At 39.7% G+C, this 15,720-nt stretch carries 14 protein-coding genes; 6 read left to right on the forward strand and 8 right to left on the reverse strand.

Annotation, left to right across the window (positions count from 1 at the left end; all coding sequences use genetic code 11):
• Nucleotide 1: 1 nt before the first annotated feature.
• Both HQN86_RS05670 and HQN86_RS05675 read left to right on the forward strand, forming a co-directional pair.
• Nucleotides 2–1,609, forward strand: a complete 1,608-nt coding sequence (locus tag HQN86_RS05670) for a SusD/RagB family nutrient-binding outer membrane lipoprotein (RefSeq protein WP_172660026.1) — start codon at nt 2–4, stop codon at nt 1,607–1,609.
• Nucleotides 1,610–1,777: 168 nt separating this feature from the next.
• Nucleotides 1,778–3,277 carry an alpha-L-fucosidase gene (locus HQN86_RS05675; RefSeq protein ID WP_172660027.1) on the forward strand — a complete coding sequence of 500 codons (1,500 nt, stop codon included), beginning with the start codon at nt 1,778–1,780 and terminating at the stop codon, nt 3,275–3,277.
• A 21-nt stretch (nt 3,278–3,298) separates the two neighbouring features.
• Here HQN86_RS05675 and HQN86_RS05680 read toward each other — a convergent pair whose 3' ends face one another.
• Nucleotides 3,299–3,886 (reverse strand): Crp/Fnr family transcriptional regulator, encoded by a 588-nt coding sequence (locus HQN86_RS05680; protein WP_172660028.1) that lies wholly within the window; start codon nt 3,884–3,886, stop codon nt 3,299–3,301.
• 149 nt (nt 3,887–4,035) lie between these two features.
• On the opposite strand from HQN86_RS05680, the gene HQN86_RS05685 reads away from it, so the two are divergent.
• Nucleotides 4,036–4,524, forward strand: a complete 489-nt coding sequence (locus tag HQN86_RS05685) for a hypothetical protein (protein WP_172660029.1) — start codon at nt 4,036–4,038, stop codon at nt 4,522–4,524.
• 27 nt (nt 4,525–4,551) lie between these two features.
• Here the strand turns inward: HQN86_RS05685 and HQN86_RS05690 are convergent, their stop codons facing one another.
• Nucleotides 4,552–5,016, reverse strand: coding sequence for a hypothetical protein (locus HQN86_RS05690; protein ID WP_172660030.1), 465 nt, complete (start codon nt 5,014–5,016; stop codon nt 4,552–4,554).
• A 175-nt stretch (nt 5,017–5,191) separates the two neighbouring features.
• Here HQN86_RS05690 and HQN86_RS05695 point away from each other — a divergent pair, with 175 nt between their 5' ends.
• On the forward strand, nt 5,192–6,574 hold the full coding sequence (locus tag HQN86_RS05695) for an SGNH/GDSL hydrolase family protein (protein ID WP_172660031.1): 1,383 nt from the start codon (nt 5,192–5,194) through the stop codon (nt 6,572–6,574).
• Between the two features lie 76 nt (nt 6,575–6,650).
• Here HQN86_RS05695 and HQN86_RS05700 read toward each other — a convergent pair whose 3' ends face one another.
• The gene (locus HQN86_RS05700) at nt 6,651–7,109 is read right to left on the reverse strand and encodes a ferritin-like domain-containing protein (protein WP_172660032.1); all 459 of its coding nucleotides are present in this window, start codon (nt 7,107–7,109) and stop codon (nt 6,651–6,653) included.
• A gap of 183 nt (nt 7,110–7,292) precedes the next feature.
• On the opposite strand from HQN86_RS05700, the gene HQN86_RS05705 reads away from it, so the two are divergent.
• The gene (locus HQN86_RS05705) at nt 7,293–7,502 is read left to right on the forward strand and encodes a hypothetical protein (RefSeq protein WP_172660033.1); all 210 of its coding nucleotides are present in this window, start codon (nt 7,293–7,295) and stop codon (nt 7,500–7,502) included.
• Between the two features lie 41 nt (nt 7,503–7,543).
• Here the strand turns inward: HQN86_RS05705 and HQN86_RS05710 are convergent, their stop codons facing one another.
• A complete protein-coding gene (locus HQN86_RS05710; RefSeq protein WP_172660034.1) occupies nt 7,544–8,608 on the reverse strand; it encodes a DUF2652 domain-containing protein in 1,065 nt (354 codons plus the stop codon).
• A 148-nt stretch (nt 8,609–8,756) separates the two neighbouring features.
• On the opposite strand from HQN86_RS05710, the gene HQN86_RS05715 reads away from it, so the two are divergent.
• On the forward strand, nt 8,757–11,189 hold the full coding sequence (locus HQN86_RS05715) for an outer membrane beta-barrel family protein (protein ID WP_172660035.1): 2,433 nt from the start codon (nt 8,757–8,759) through the stop codon (nt 11,187–11,189).
• A gap of 27 nt (nt 11,190–11,216) precedes the next feature.
• On the opposite strand, the gene bla is transcribed toward HQN86_RS05715, so the two are convergent.
• The 4 genes from bla to HQN86_RS05735 all read right to left on the reverse strand — a co-directional run bounded on the left by bla (nt 11,217) and on the right by HQN86_RS05735 (nt 15,706).
• Complete coding sequence (gene bla, locus HQN86_RS05720; protein WP_172660036.1) at nt 11,217–12,080, reverse strand: subclass B3 metallo-beta-lactamase; 864 nt, start codon at nt 12,078–12,080, stop codon at nt 11,217–11,219.
• A gap of 46 nt (nt 12,081–12,126) precedes the next feature.
• On the reverse strand, nt 12,127–13,035 hold the full coding sequence (locus tag HQN86_RS05725; RefSeq protein ID WP_172660037.1) for a haloalkane dehalogenase: 909 nt from the start codon (nt 13,033–13,035) through the stop codon (nt 12,127–12,129).
• Nucleotides 13,036–13,118: 83 nt separating this feature from the next.
• A complete protein-coding gene (locus HQN86_RS05730) occupies nt 13,119–13,886 on the reverse strand; it encodes a helix-turn-helix domain-containing protein (protein WP_172660038.1) in 768 nt (255 codons plus the stop codon).
• Between the two features lie 134 nt (nt 13,887–14,020).
• Complete coding sequence (locus tag HQN86_RS05735; protein ID WP_172660039.1) at nt 14,021–15,706, reverse strand: sodium/sugar symporter; 1,686 nt, start codon at nt 15,704–15,706, stop codon at nt 14,021–14,023.
• Between the last annotated feature and the right edge of the window lie 14 nt (nt 15,707–15,720).

Below are 15,720 nucleotides of genomic sequence, written 5' to 3' on the forward strand. Positions count from 1 at the left end.
TATGAATACGATATATAAAAAAGGGCTGGTTTGTCTGGTTTTGGTCGCTGCCATTATAGCCCCTTCCTGTAAGAAATTTCTGGATGTAAATACAGATCCGAATAACCCTACCAAGGTAACAGCAGCAAACAGGTTAGTTGGTGCCATTACCACTTCTAACGGCGCTGCAATGTGGCGGGGAGGCAGGGAAATTGCCGGCTTAACCCAGTATGGTGTAACCAAACTTTTAACAGGAACCAACCTGAATGCAGAGACCTGGCGCTTTACCGCAAGCTATTTTGCCTGGCAAAATACGTATGTGTTTACGATGCCAAATTGTATCGATCTGATCAATCTGGGAGAAGAAGAGGGGAGTCCATCTTTTGTTGGTGCCGGAAAAACTTTATTGGCGATGAACTTTGGGCTCCTTGCCGATCAGTATGGTGCCATTGTAATTGACGAGTTTTATAATGGTAAGACGCAGCTTTCGTTGACACCTAAAATGCAGGACCAGCAAACCGTTTATCAACGGATAGACAAATTACTGGATGAAGCCATTGTTGCGTTTAATAATCCGACAAACAATACTACATTAAATTCTGCAGCGGGTGACATTATATACCAGGGAAATGTAGATAAATGGAAACGTTTTGCCTGGGCCTTGAAAGCCCGCTACCTGAACCATCTTTCTAAAAAAGGGGCGCTTTATAATTCTACAAAGATTATTGAAGCCTGCGGAAATGCCTTTAATGCCGATGGAATGGATGCCGAATTTCCATATCTGGCTGGTGCACTGCCGACTGATGAAAATCCATGGTATAGTTGGGGTGGATTTACCGTGCCGGTTGGCTCTACACCAAATGATAATACCTATAATCCAAGATACTTTGCATGGAGCCAGTTTTTTGTGAATATGCTGACGACATTGCCTGTTACCAATACCAGCCTTCAGGATCCACGGATCAGCAAGATTATGCAGCCAGCCGTTTCCGACGGCCAATATAGGGGGCTAAGATCTGGAGGCGGCTTGGTTGGGGGACAAGGTATTTTAGCTAATGGGCAGAATGGTGATGCTACAAAAAAGAACGCGAATGACTATGGGCTTTTTAGCAACAGCGGTTTTTACACCAAACAAACTTCACCCTTCCCCTTCATCACTTACTCTGAAGTGAAATTGATTGAGTCGGAAGCTCGGTTGAGATCGGGAGATATACCGGGGGCATTAACTGCCTATGAGGAAGGCGTTAAATCTAACATGCGGAAACTTGGAGTTACAGGTGCAGAAATTAATACCTATTGGACCGCACAGCTTGCTGATGGCTTAAATGCGCATTTTGCGAACCTGACACAAGGCTTAAGTCATATTATGAGACAGAAATACATTTCATTGTGTTTAAACCCTGAAACCTGGGTAGATATGCGCAGATCCGATTTTAGTCAGGCCATATACGGGCCTTCACTGGTTAGACCTTTAAACCTGAATACTGTAATATTTGATGCCAATAACCCCGCACAGTGGATTAGAGGGATGGTTTACGAAAGTAATGAACAGACCCGTAACCCGGATAATGTTGGAGATAATTCTGAGAAATATCGATTGCTGACACCACTTTGGTGGGATACAAATTAACTGTGTAGCCTGCGCTCTAAAAGGGCGTAGGCTATTTTATGGATGCTAATCATCACATGGTTAGAATTTCGTCGGATAGTTCATGAACTTAACCATTTAGTCTATTTCTTATAGCGTGAATCTCATTTAATTTAGCTTATCCTTTACGTCAGTTATCACTCACACAATATGAAACTTATAAGAAAGCAAATATTTACAACACTTCTATTGGCCGTGGCATGTAATTGCTGTGTTGCCCAATTATTAGTTCCGGCTACAAAACCTAATTCGGCACAGCAGGCTATGATTAAAAGAGGCTATGGTATGTTTATCCATTTTGGTATTAATACATTTAACAATACGGAATGGTCTGACGGAACTTTGCCATTGGAGAGTTATAACCCCACAGATCTTGATCCTGATCAGTGGGTGTTAACTGCAAAAAAGGCGGGCTTTCGTTATGTATTGCTGGTTACCAAGCACCATGATGGATTCTGTTTATGGGATAGTAAATATACCGCTTATGATGTAGCTTCATCTCCGGTAAAAATGGATGTTGTAAAAGCTGTATCGGATGCGTGTAAGAAATATGGAATCCAGTTTGCAGTTTACTATTCATTGTGGGACAGGAAAGAACATTCCTATAAGGATAAAGACCCCCAAAAATACATTAACTACATGCTGAACCAATTAACAGAGTTGTTTACTAATTACGGAACAATTGGTGAGTTGTGGCTGGATGGAGGATGGGATAAAAAGCCGTCGGACTGGGGTATTGATCAGGTTTATAGTTTGGTAAAAAAATACAATCCTAATTGTGCGGTGAGTGTTAACCATACCATTGTAAATGAAGAAGGACAACGCAACTATACGCCTCCAGCCAACATGACTGAAGATAACAAATATTTCTTTCAGTATTTTCCTTCTGATTTCCGTTTATGGGATCCGGAATTGGTCGCCAAATCAGATAAGAAACAATACTTGCACGAAGGGAAATCATATTACCTGCCTTTTGAACATACCATTTGTATCAGTAAGCGATTGAATTGGTTTGAAAAATCAGAGCCACTACCAACCAGAGATCTAGATGAGCTAGAGGAATTGTTTTACTGGAGTACAGATAATGACAATTGTCTTGTGATGAATGTTCCTCCGGATCAAACCGGACGCATACGTGAATATGTAGCTAATACGGCAATTGGACTGGGTAAAAGGCTTAATCTATCATTGAATAAATTACCTAAAAATGGTAAATTCATTTCAATAAATAAGCCGGTTATAGCAAATAGCGTTTGGGATGATAAAAACGGACAATATGAAGGTAATGCTATTAACGACGGGAAAATGAATAGTCGTTGGGCAGCTAAAGATACGCTGGCTACTGTCGAAATGAATTTAAATCCCTCAGAGTCGTTTAATAAGATTAGCATATTTGAATATCAGGATACAAAGAGATTACCTGATGGCTTTTCTCAGATAAGAGTATCACGTATACAACAGTATAGTATCGATATTATGCAAAATGGGCAATGGCGAACCGTTTACCTTTCTGACGAACCTATGGGAGATTGTAAAGTAATTAGATTGCCATTGAGTTATAATGCAAGCAAGTTGAGACTAAAAGTACTCAAAGCGACGGCTCCGCCTTCAATTTATGAATTGAGTGTGATTAATATGCCTGCAAATTAATATTTCTGTTCTTATTAGAACTTACATTTTTAGTCGTTTTCTGATCCTACTCAACGAAGGATTAGTTATACCCAAAAAAGATGAGATATGATATGCCGGAATCCGCTCAATGATATTCGGATGTTCTTCCAATAATCTAAGGTATCGTTCTTCATGTGAGAAAAACATGAATTCTTCTGCGCGTGTCTGTGCATAAGCAAAAAATAATTCTGCCAGCAGCCTGCCGAATTTCAGCCAGTTGTTATTGGATTCATAAAGGCTGTTGAGATCTTTATAGGAAATAAAAACAATTTCAGAATCTTCCATAGCTTCTATGAAATACCAGCAGGGATTTTGCGATATAAAACTTCTAAAAGAAACAACGAACTGATTCTCGGAGAAAAAGAAAATGTTTTTATCTGCTTTAGCTTTTGGGTCATGGTAATAAATGCGGAAAATCCCTTTTATCACTAATCCAAGGTCATTGCAAACCATACTCTGCATATTAAAAAAATCGCCTTTATTGATTTTTCGTGGTTTCCAGAATGCCTGGCCCTCCTCGATGTCTTTATCTGTCAACGCAGCGAAATCCCGCAGATGCTTTGCTATGATCTCGTTTTTTTCAGTCATGATTGTCATATTAATAGATGAAGCGTTTTACTGCTATTAATCCTAGCTGGGAAAACAATTCAAATTTAGGTAAATTACATTCCATAGCATTTTAACTTAAGTGAAAAAAAATCATTCTGCTTTTTCTGAAACTTGTAAAAAAAAATAAAATGGGATTATCAAATTTAGGCATTTTTCATACCGTAATCGGTATCATTGCCATCATCGCAGCATTAGCATCTTATGTAAAGTGTGGAAAAATAAACCTCGCAAGCAAAAGTGGGAATACATACTTGGTTGGGACCATCATTACATCTGTAACTGCTTTAGGCTTAAGTAAACATGGAGGATTCAATCCGGGGCACGTATTGTCATTACTCGTATTGGTTCTTGTAATTGGCGCATTTGTTCTTCACCGCAGAAAAGCGGGGAATAATAAAGCACGATATTTTGAACAATTTTTCCTTTCGTTCAGCTTTTTTCTTTCTATGATTCCTACTGTAAACGAAACGCTTACTCGTGTTCCGCTAAGCGCGCCACTAGCCAAGGGCCCTACTGACCCCTTGATTGGTAAAACCTTACTGGTTATACTTATTTTGTTTATAGCAGGATCTGTATGCCAATATCGACAACAAAAGAAAATCAACAGAGGCGCTTAGTTTACAGCACTTTCATGGGGGAGGGAGTTAAAATGGCCTGAAATATGGTCGGCTGATTAGTGGCGAAAAAGCCCAGGGAACCGATGAAAGTATGATCAAAAGCCCGGCGCTAAACCATAGCGCCATTGTTTTAAACTTTTCGGGGTCTGTTAGTTTGCGTTTTGCCCTGGCCGATCCGATGGTGATTACAACAATTGCTACTACCATCATTAGGCTGTGCTCCATTCCAAAAAAACGGATTTCCCTCCGATGAACTGCATCATTGAAATTGTGCAAAAAATAATTGACAATCGGGCTGATGAAGTAAAGCACAAGACCGAAAATAAGTTGTATGTGTGCTATGGTCGCCGTCCAATGTCTTACGGAATTATCGACCCTGGAGAAACTTCTTTTTGAACTCCAGCCGTTAAAGGCACGAAAAATGGCAAAAAGTAAACTTGCCAATACCAGCCAGCGAACCAGAGAATGTATTGCTAATACTGTTGTGTACATTTTATATTATTGATCTTATTTATTGGCGGGGCTAAGGTAAAACAAAAGTATATTGTATAGTGATCATTCTAAAATGTTTAGAATGAATTGCTAAAAAAAGATGTATTGAGTAGTTTGCAAAAAAAAATAGCCATCTGCGGGGGGAAAATCTGCTAGCACAAATTAATATAAGATCATGAAAAAAATTATACCTGTTTTATTATTGGCTGTTTTAAGTAGCACAACGATAAAAGCACAGTCTCTTCAACCTTTTGCAGATGGAGATCGAGTGGCGTTTTTGGGAAATAGTATTACAGAGGCAGGATACTACGGATCCAATATTTGGCTGTATTACATGACACGTTTTCCGGAGCGGAAGATTTCAGTAATTAATGTTGGGATAGGAGGCGATGTTGTAGGGCAAATGAACGACCGTTTTGAGCAGGATGTTTTGCCGAAAAAGCCGAATATTGTGGTACTTACCTTTGGAATGAACGACAGTGGCTATTCTGAGTTTAATGGAGCAAATGCAGACGAAGCAACAAAACAGCGTGTAGCAAAATCACAAGAGAATTTTGTTCTGCTTGCAGGAAAATTGAAGGCTCAATCCAGGATTAAACCTGTGATGATGTCCTCGTCGCCTTATGACGAGACCATGGAAAACAAGAACAATTATTTCAAGGGCAAGAGCAAGGCAATGGAGCAGATTATCGCCTTTCAGCAAGAAGCTGCAAAAAATAACAGATGGGCCTATGTAGATCTGTTTCATCCCATGACAGAAATAAACGTAAGGGAACAAAAGAAAAAGCCAGATTTTACTATTACAGGACCCGATCGCATCCATCCGGGTAGGGGTGGGCATCTGGTGATGGCAGCATTATTTCTTAAAAGCCAGGGCCTGGCCGGTAAACCCGTGGCCAGTGTTCACATCGATATAAAGAATGGACTTGTTGAGGCAGAAAATGCAAAGGTTAATATCAATAAAAAAAGTGAGCAGGGATTAAATTTCATCTATTTTGCCAATGCATTGCCTTTTCCAATAGATTCTGTTAATGGCGTGTGGGAAAACCCACAAACGCAGGCAGATGTATTGGCTGTATATCCGTTTATCCAGGAATTCAATCAGGAAACTTTAAAGGTTGAAAACCTGGAAAAAGGAAATTATCACCTGATAATAGATGGTAAGAAAATAAGGGCATTTAGTGCTGATACGCTTGCAAAAGGTATCAACATGGCTTTGTTGAGCAATACACCGCAATACCAGCAAGCGGTTTCGATCATGTACCTTAACGATTTAAGATTGGAGCTGGAGAAAAAGATAAGGGAATATTATTGGTTGCACTTTAACTATTTCAAAGCGCAAAACATGTTATTTGATGATTCGCAGCAGGCATTTGAAAAAGTAGCTGAAAAAGCTAAAACAGATTGGTTTGTGAAAAGCAAGATGGGAACTTATCAAACGGCCCGTTTTCCGGAAGTAAGGAAAATGTGGGAAGATAATATCAGACAATTAACCGAGAGGATCTACCAAGTCAATAAGCCAAAATCGCACCTTGTAGAAATTGTGCAAGTGAAATGAGAAAAATTGAAATCTTTATAGTAAAGCCACCCATTGGGTGGCTTTGTCAGAAGAATAACCCCGAAAATAAAATTGCTTAATTCATTGATCTTGCTGCATCACGTAATGCCTTAATCGCATCATGTGCAGACTTAATCTCTGAGGCCTGGTTGCTAACCGTTTCTAATGCTGTGCCACTAAGCTCACCATTTTCCAGTGCCATTTTGTAGGCTGCTTTTATAGCATCTTCTCCACGCTCAGCCTCAGAAAGTATGCTGGCACGGTCACTGCCACCAAATAATGATTTTACATCGATCCAGGCGCGATGTAGGGTGCCTGCAACGCTGTTGCCTGTTTCCACATCTTCGTCATAACCTGCTACAATCGCAGTCAATTCCTGACTGAATTTACGGCTCTGGGTACTGTACTCCTGGAATAAGGCTTTCAAATCCACATTTTCATCTTTGATGTCCGCAATAGCTTTTTCAAATCCCGCGATGCGGTCGTTGTTGATCTCTGTGAGATCGTTTAATACTGATATTGATTTTGTGCTCATGGTAAATGGTTTTAGGGTGGTAGAACAATTGAAAACGCAGGCGGTTTTAAATAAAAAAATAAAAAAACACGTTTCCGTTATTATAAGGTATAACTAATATTTTTTAAAAAGCACTTTGTATTACAAAGTAATTTAGCTACCTTCATATTTAAATAATTTGAAAAATCTTAACCATTATCAATCATGAAAAACAAAGCAGGTAAAATTAGCGGGTTTATCTTAGGGACAGCGGGCTTCCTTTTGATGTTTAAAATGATCTTCCTTAGAAATATTGCTCCATCAGATGAGCTGGCACCAGGAGTTGTAGTTATCACTGCTGTATTAATTGGATTATTATTTGCCTTTATAGGGTCATTAGTTCAAAACTATTTTATTAAGAAGAGCACCACCTAAGTGCATTATCATTCCTTATTGCCTTTTAATTATATGGTAGATTACAAAGGAATCTTTTTTAGCAACGGAATGATATTCTCTAATGACTTTTGGAGCATAGCTTCCTGTTTTTTTTGACCTGATGATCCTAAAATAAAGTTTGTGATCCAGTTGCTGGCTTTATAAATATCTATGGTAAGTTTAATTTCCTTGTCTGCTACTTTTATCAGCGTGAAGTAAGTCACCTGATCTCCTTTTTCATCTGTTTCACTAAATTCAATCTTATCTTCCGAATAGGAGTAGCTGCTGGAATAATATACTGTTTTTCCATTGGTTAGTGTCCATCTGCTCTTCATACCCACCCGTGGTAAGAGGTGATTAAGTGCCTCAATTTTTTCTACGCCTTCCCACCAGAGGTGCCGAAATTCAAATGCACCTGAGGCATGAAATAAAGTAATGATGTCGGTTTCGTATACTCTTGATACGGAGTGTGTTTTCTTTTTTCCGGAAAGATCTAATGGAGGTAAGGGGTCATCAGGTATTTCATTTTTTAATTGGCTCAGCTGGGTGTAATGAAAGTGTATTTCCCCCGTTTCTGTCTGTTTCATACTGTCAGTCCAACTCATCCAGTCTGTAAAATCAGCCGGTGGGTGATTATCCAGAAGGTCTTTGGTTACCAGCCAATATTCATGTTGTGCGATGTCGTTCTTCAAAAGCTGGTGCGCAACAATAACATCTTTGCCAATCAGTTTACTGAAATTCTTTACATTATACCCGGCAAATTCACCGTAGTGTGTAATTACTTTTAAGGAAAGATTGGCTGCAGAAATACAGGCCTTGCACTGGCAATACCTCCTTTGATCATAAGTCATAAGGTTCTTGTGAAACAGACAAAACATCTTCTCTACCTGCTTGTACAGCTCTTTGAGTTGCGGCGGTTCTCCGAATTTGTAAAAAAGAATGGCATCACCTTCTATTTCGGAAACTTCGAGACCAATTTGATTTGCATTAATAAGCAATTCAAGCAATTCCTGTATGATTATGCGGCTGTGATTAATTTCTGATTCTGTTACAAATCGAGTGAAGCCACTAATGTCAGGGATAAAAAGCAGACCCTTTGTTTCCATTTCATATTAAAGTTACAAACAATAAATCATTAGGCAATCATCAGCGCAGATCTAATGTTTGATAAACAGCTTTCGAAAAGAATTTTACATTTCTTCGTAACCTATTGGCGTAGAATTCATCTTATTGTTATAAATACACACATCGATAATGAAAACACATTTACTTTTTGCATTCTTTTTATGCTTATATATTTTGCCTTTTGAAGTTGTAGCGCAACAAAATGGCAAAATAACCGGAACGGTTAGGGATGACAAGCAAACCCTGCCTTCGGTAAGCGTACTTTTATATTCTGCCAAAGATTCTGTACTGGTTACCACAGGGATGACCGATGGAGAGGGTAAGTTTAATCTTCCGGCAGTTCCGGGAGCTTATTATGTTTTATCAACTTTTGTTGGTTATAATAAAGTGAAAACACCGGTATTTGAACTTAAGGGTTCAACTTATGAGCTGCCAGCAATTGTGCTTAAAGAAAACACAAATAAATTAAATGAGGTAAGTATTACAGCATCAAAGCCTGTTTTGGAACGAAAAGGGGATAAACTGATTTTTAATATTGAGGCTACACCCTCTGCCGCCGGACTTAATGGCCTGGAGGTGCTCAGAAAGGCACCGGGAGTTACCATTGATCATAATGAGAATATCTCTCTTGCCGGCAAAGGCAATGTACTGGTAACTATTGACGGCAAACAGACTTATTTGAGTAGCGCCGAAGTAGTAAGCTTGCTTAAGTCTATGCCAAGTTCTGAGATCGAAAGTATCGAGATCATCAACAATCCGGGTGCGCGATATGATGCAAATAGTACGGGTGGAATCATCAACATCAAAACAAAGAAAAGTCTTGCCATTGGCTTTAATGGTAATTTGACGCTTGGTGTTGGTTATAATAAACGTTTACAAGCCAACCCAGGTGTTAACCTAAACTATCGCAGGCAATTTTTTAATGTATTTGGGTCTTATGACTACAATAGATGGCCTTTTCAGGAGAACCTTACCATTGACAGGGTAACTCCCGGTATGAATTCAAAACAATTGTATTTTAGCCAGAGAAATAGGGATACTTCAGTTTTTGCGTCGAATAATTTTAAAATTGGAACAGATTTCTTTCTGACCAAAAACCATACAATTGGTGTTTTGCTTAAGGGTAATTTGAATGGATTTGATCAAAATGGTTTTAGCAGAATTACGATTGGCGATTCGTTTGCAAAACCAGATTCCATATTGCAAACTCCGGGCAAAAACTCAACAGATCGTAAGAATTTTTCGTACAATATCAACTATAAGGGGATATTGGATACCGCAGGGCAGGAAATTACTATTGATGCAGACTACTCAACATTTAACGGGAATAACAAAGCGAGTTTTGTAAATCGCTTTTTCCTTCCTGATGGAACTTTTTTTAAGGACGGACAGATATATAGGAATTTTTCGCCTTCGGATATCAACATTAAAGCCATTAAAGCAGATTATGTATTACCGCTTAATAAAGTGTTCAAGCTTGAAACAGGTATCAAGGTAGCCAGTGTGAAAAGCGATAACAATTTCGTTTATGAGAATGATGTTAATGGAGAGTGGATAAAGGACAACAGCCGTAGCAATCGCTTTAAGTACGACGAACAGGTAAGTGCTGCTTATGCGATTTTGAACATCAGTACAGGTAAATTCTCGGTGCAAACTGGTCTTCGTGCAGAACGGACTCAGTCTACAGGTAATTCGGTTACAATAAATCAGTTGAATAAGCGAACCTATACTGATTTTTTCCCTTCGTTAACATTTAGCCGAAATTTCGATGCGGATAATGTTGCCAGTGTGTCTTATTCGAGAAAGATTAACAGACCAAATTATCAGAACCTTAATCCATTTATTTTTTACCTTGATCAGTATACCTACAACGAGGGTAATCCTAACCTTAAACCGGAATATTCTACAAATTTTGAAGCGACTTATTTATGGAAACAAAAATATAGCGTTGCGCTTGCCTATTCACATACATCGGATGTAATCACACAGATCTTATTACAGAATGAAGCCAAAAAATCGATGTACCAGACGGTACTTAACCTTGCTTCTAATGATGTGGTATCACTTACGCTTAATTTCCCCGTAAAAATAAGTAAATGGTGGAACCTGAATAATAATCTTGTTGGTTATCATAAACAAATCCAGGCACCGGATCTTAACGGAACAGATCTTAATTCGAAGCAATTCAGTGCCAGTTTGTATACTCAGAACAATTTTACACTAAACAAGCTCTTCAGTGCAGACGCTTCAGTATATGCCAGTACGGCACAGATAGATGGAGGATTTAAAGTGAAAAGTATGCTGACCGCTGATGCAGGCCTGCGTTACAGTTTTCCAAACCAGAATGGTAATTTGAAACTCGGAGTTGGTGATATTTTTCATAGTCAGAGGGGCAGGGTATTTAGCACACTGGCTGGTAATGTATATAACCTTGAGCAATGGGGTACTTCGACCAATGTGAGGCTAACTTTCACCTATCGTTTCGGAAAAACCAGTGTTAAGTCTGAACGAAGCAGACAGACAGGGCTTGACGCGGAACAAAAAAGACTGGGAGGGAAATAAAACACCAATTTCTTATCGGGTCGAAAATCAGTCTTTTTTGGAAAATTGAATTTCTAAATCCCGGAGTACTTTATCATATCCTTTCCTGTCAATAAAAGCATTAGGATTATAAGCGCCACCGGCTTTGTGCTTCTTATGAAGCCCAAACTGGCTGGCATGAGAGGAAAGCCAGATATCGAATGTGAGCTTTTTCATGGCGCCTATTGTATAAGCATAGTCCTTAGCGATTTCAGGATAGGAAGTTACTTCGGAGAATTTTTTCTCCGTCACGATTGTAGGCATATTGGCAATTAAGACCTTATAAATCCGGTCTTTGTCTTTTACATCGAACAAGAAGCTACAAGAACCCTTTGTATGACCTGGATGATGGAGCATAACCAGCTTCATATCATCCAAACCCACGGTATCACCATTATGCAATAAACGATCAGTTTTTATTGGTTCATAAGTAGGTCCATGACCTCCTAATGCATAATCTGAACTGCCCCCATCCGCTGCAACCGCGGCGTCCTTTTCATCCACCATAAATTTAGCTCCGGTTGCTTTTTTAATTGCCGACATAGCTCCCATATGGTCATAGTGTGCCTGCGTGGTCAGTAATATCTTGATATCATTAAATTTGAAACCCAAGGTTTCAACATTTGCCTTAATCACTGACAGAGAAGTGGCAAGCCCGGTATTAATGAGGATATTCCCTTTTGGGGTCACAATGAGATAGCAGGCCAGATCTTCTGTGCCCACATAATATAAATTGCCGGCAATGCGAAAAGGCTGATAAGATTTAGACCATTCTATTGGCGTATCTTTTGGTTCTTTTACCTGTTGAGCTGTTGCAAGAAAAGAACTAAAAAATAAAATAACCGTAAGAGTATTGAAATAGTGTCTAAACATAGGAAATGATTTTAAAGCTAATATATGGGAAATACTTCTGAAAGCATCATAGTCCAATAGCCTGAAGCCATGCCACTAAAGCTGCACCTACCTGAACTGGAGAGTCTTCTTGTGGATAATGAAGACCCTTTACGACAACTTTTGTGGTATTGGGCAGACTGTTGCAAAACTGTTTTGCATCGGGAGAGCTCATACCGGGATTCGCCTCGATATACAGTTTTGGTACCGCGCTTTTCTTTAGCCAAGCCGTATACCTGGTAGCTACAGATGTAAATGCATTTGGTTCTGCATCAAAGGGGAGTTGACGTGCCCAGGATAGCATTGGTCGCCGTGATTCTCCAGGTACAACAAAGGGCCTGCGGTATTCATCGTGTTCTTCTTTTGTTAGTGGATTTATGTGCGATAAGGGGATGTTAACTTCAAGAAATGAGTTTTCCTCGAGTATCATTTTTTCACCTTCAGGAGAGCGTAGGGCCTGAAAGATTTCCTTTCCTTTTGGAGGCATCTGTTCCCATTTGTAGGGAACGGTAATAGATTCCATAAACGCGATCCCTTTAACGGCATTAGGATGTCTGCTTGCCCAGTCGAATGCCAATGCTGAACCCCAATCATGAACTACAAATGTTATGTTCTTTTTAATTCCAAGTTTTTCGTAGAAAGCATCCAGATATCGACTGTTTTCGGCGAAAGTGTGTGATTTCGGATCTGAAATCTTTTCTGAATCGCCCATCCCAATTAGATCAGGAGCGATACAGCGCCCTAAGTTGGATACCTGTGGAATGATGTTTCTCCATACATAAGATGAAGTGGGATTGCCGTGTAAAAATACAATAGGATCACCAGTTCCGGTTTCTATATAAGCGATATCTTTTCCAAGTACGGTGACGTGTTTTTTTTCGGATGCCTGTGATGTGAGGGCGCTGGTAATAGCGATAATTAAAGGTAAATGTTTCATGTGCTGGTAATTTAATAATACAAAATTATGCTACACTGAAAATCAAAAATTGTACAAAATCAAGTTTTATCCTATTTCGGGATTCACCATTTCGGGAGGCCTTTTTTAAAGAACTGACCAGGGCTTTCGCCTGTAAATGTCTTGAAATCCCTATTGAAATGGGCTTGATCGAAGAATCCAGTTTCCTGTGAAACTGCAGTAAGATTTTGATGAGATTGGTAAGTGCTGATGACGGAACGGATTCTGATGATGGATGAGAAGTGTTTAGGAGAGGTACCTATCTGGCTGCGGAAACGCTTTTCGAAAGAATCGATGTTGATGTTCAGTGTAGCGGCAAGATCTTTTATTTTATAATTACCGCTTGTGGATTTGATGATATCAACAGCCTTACTGATCATAGGATCTTTACCATTTCTTTTAAGTTGTGTGATCAGAAAGGTTTCTACTGCGGCTATACGTTCGGCATGCGTTTGAATCGTTTCCAGGTTTTCTTCAAGTCGCTGAACCTGTCCAATGGGAAATACGGTGTCGAGATTTGTGGTCAGCCCCAAAAATTCGTTTAGGGGAGTGTTTATAAAAGCTGTGGCACCGCCTTCATTGAAAAGCACCAGTAGTACTGCTGAGCCGGAGGTATAGTATACCGGGCGTGCAACTTTAGACATTCCAGTAATCCCAAATCCCAGATTATTGTGGCTATTGTTTAGGTATATTGCGCCTTTAAAACGTAATGCCATAACAGGGGCGGTACCAGGTAATAATTGCCTGGTTAAATCACCTTCACTTTCTGTAACCAAAAAGCGGTTTACAAAAGGCTTAAGCACATCGGATGGAAGAAATTGATGAACTTTCATTACGTTTGCTATAACCAAATATAACTCTTTGCCTGGATCTTATTACGGATCGATGTAACTTTATAAAATGAGGGAGTATCATAATTTATGATACTCCCTCATTTTATAAAGTTACATGGCCAGCTTAGTATAACCTACCAGAATTTTACATATAATGCAGCAATGATCAGGAGCGTTATCACAATCAGAGCCAATGTAGATGGAGAAACTTTGAACATGGATTTATCCAGTTCAAATGCTTTAGGATTTACTTTAGGACCAGCCAAACTCATTACAATCATAATGGCCATAGTAAAGAAGAAAGAAAGACCCATGCAGATATGGAATGGAATTTCAAAACCACCTTTGCCATTAGGGTAGGCCGTATATAAGAAAGTATCGTTACCCAGCAGACTCGGTGCCATTTCGTTAAAGAATACCGAAAACAGGAAACCTGCCAATACCCCGGCGATGGCCGCACTACCAGTGGTTCTTTTCCAGAACATACCAAGAATAAACATGGCAAATACACCCGGACTAATGAAGCCAGTATATTTCTGAATGAAAGTAAAACCACCTTCACCACCAATGCCTAATAAATCGTTCCAGGTAAAGAGAACTGCCAGAATCATACCTATAAATACTGTTGATCTGCCAACTAATACGAGGTTCTTTTCTTCTGTACCTTTCTTGAAATATTTTGCATAAATATCGAGTGTAAAGATTGTGGAGATACTGTTTACTTTACCAGCAAGTGAGGCTACAATAGCTGCGGTAAGTGCAGCTACGGATAGCCCTTTAAGACCTGTAGGTAAAAAGGTAAGAATGGCTGAATATGCACCATCTTTGCCACCGATCAATTGAGGCAGGTGCCCGCCTTTGTACAATACATAGGCTGCAATACCCGGCAACATCACGATCAATGGCATCATCAGCTTCAAAAGGCCAGCGAAAAGTATTCCCGTTCTTGCGGTTTGCAGATCTGCACCAAGTGCGCGCTGAGTGATATACTGGTTACATCCCCAATAATTGAGGTTGATGATCCAGATACCAGCTACGTAAGAAGCTAGTCCCGGGAAAGTCAGGTATTTGCTGATCTCATTTTGGGTGGATTCTGCGGTAGGTTTAGGGATGATCATTTTGAAATGCTCTGGAGCCTGTTCCATTAAAACATTGAAACCGGCAATGGCATTTGCTCCAACACCGAACTTCTCGCCCACAACAGTCAGTGCGATGTATGTGGTTACTAATCCACCAAAAATCAATACCGCCACCTGGATTACGTCGGTATAGGCAACTACTTTCATTCCCCCTAAAGAGATGATCAGTGCAAATACCGCAAGCCCGATCATAATCACATGCAGGTAATCTCCACCTGTGAGCCCGTTAATGGCCACTGCACCCAAATAAAGAATGGACGTTAGGTTTACAAACACATATAAAAACAGCCAGAAAATGGCCATGATTAATGCTACCGACTCATTGTACCTGGTCTTTAGAAATTGAGGCATGGTGTAGATCTTGTTCTTAAGATAGACCGGGATGAACCATACGGCTACAATAATAAGTGCGATTGCTGCAATCCACTCGTATGCGGCCACTGCAATACCAAGAAAAAAACCCTCACCACTCATTCCAATAAATTGCTCGGCAGAAATGTTGGAGGCAATAAGGGAGGCCCCAATAGCCCACCAGGTGAGTGTTCCTTCTGCTAGAAAGAATGCTTTGGCATCATGCTCATTCTTTTTACGCTGGCGATAGATAAAATATCCATAACCGGAGACGATTAAAAAGTAGATGATGAAAACTACATAATCTGTAGTTACTAAATTGTTGTTCATATTGGTCTTATTTG

Origin of the sequence: Pedobacter panaciterrae, from assembly GCF_013204795.1 — a bacterium.
Classification (GTDB): Bacteria; Bacteroidota; Bacteroidia; order Sphingobacteriales; family Sphingobacteriaceae; genus Pedobacter; species Pedobacter panaciterrae.

What these genes read in the sequence shown, in the direction of transcription:
- HQN86_RS05715 (WP_172660035.1), top strand. Translation starts at nt 8,757, where the DNA reads ATGAAAACACATTTACTTTTTGCATTCTTTTTATGCTTATATATTTTG.
- HQN86_RS05705 (WP_172660033.1), top strand. Translation starts at nt 7,293, where the DNA reads ATGAAAAACAAAGCAGGTAAAATTAGCGGGTTTATCTTAGGGACAGCG.
- bla (WP_172660036.1), bottom strand. Translation starts at nt 12,080, where the DNA reads ATGTTTAGACACTATTTCAATACTCTTACGGTTATTTTATTTTTTAGT.
- HQN86_RS05725 (WP_172660037.1), bottom strand. Translation starts at nt 13,035, where the DNA reads ATGAAACATTTACCTTTAATTATCGCTATTACCAGCGCCCTCACATCA.
- HQN86_RS05690 (WP_172660030.1), bottom strand. Translation starts at nt 5,016, where the DNA reads ATGTACACAACAGTATTAGCAATACATTCTCTGGTTCGCTGGCTGGTA.
- HQN86_RS05735 (WP_172660039.1), bottom strand. Translation starts at nt 15,706, where the DNA reads ATGAACAACAATTTAGTAACTACAGATTATGTAGTTTTCATCATCTAC.
- HQN86_RS05670 (WP_172660026.1), top strand. Translation starts at nt 2, where the DNA reads ATGAATACGATATATAAAAAAGGGCTGGTTTGTCTGGTTTTGGTCGCT.
- HQN86_RS05685 (WP_172660029.1), top strand. Translation starts at nt 4,036, where the DNA reads ATGGGATTATCAAATTTAGGCATTTTTCATACCGTAATCGGTATCATT.
- HQN86_RS05730 (WP_172660038.1), bottom strand. Translation starts at nt 13,886, where the DNA reads ATGAAAGTTCATCAATTTCTTCCATCCGATGTGCTTAAGCCTTTTGTA.
- HQN86_RS05680 (WP_172660028.1), bottom strand. Translation starts at nt 3,886, where the DNA reads ATGACTGAAAAAAACGAGATCATAGCAAAGCATCTGCGGGATTTCGCT.
- HQN86_RS05710 (WP_172660034.1), bottom strand. Translation starts at nt 8,608, where the DNA reads ATGGAAACAAAGGGTCTGCTTTTTATCCCTGACATTAGTGGCTTCACT.
- HQN86_RS05695 (WP_172660031.1), top strand. Translation starts at nt 5,192, where the DNA reads ATGAAAAAAATTATACCTGTTTTATTATTGGCTGTTTTAAGTAGCACA.
- HQN86_RS05675 (WP_172660027.1), top strand. Translation starts at nt 1,778, where the DNA reads ATGAAACTTATAAGAAAGCAAATATTTACAACACTTCTATTGGCCGTG.
- HQN86_RS05700 (WP_172660032.1), bottom strand. Translation starts at nt 7,109, where the DNA reads ATGAGCACAAAATCAATATCAGTATTAAACGATCTCACAGAGATCAAC.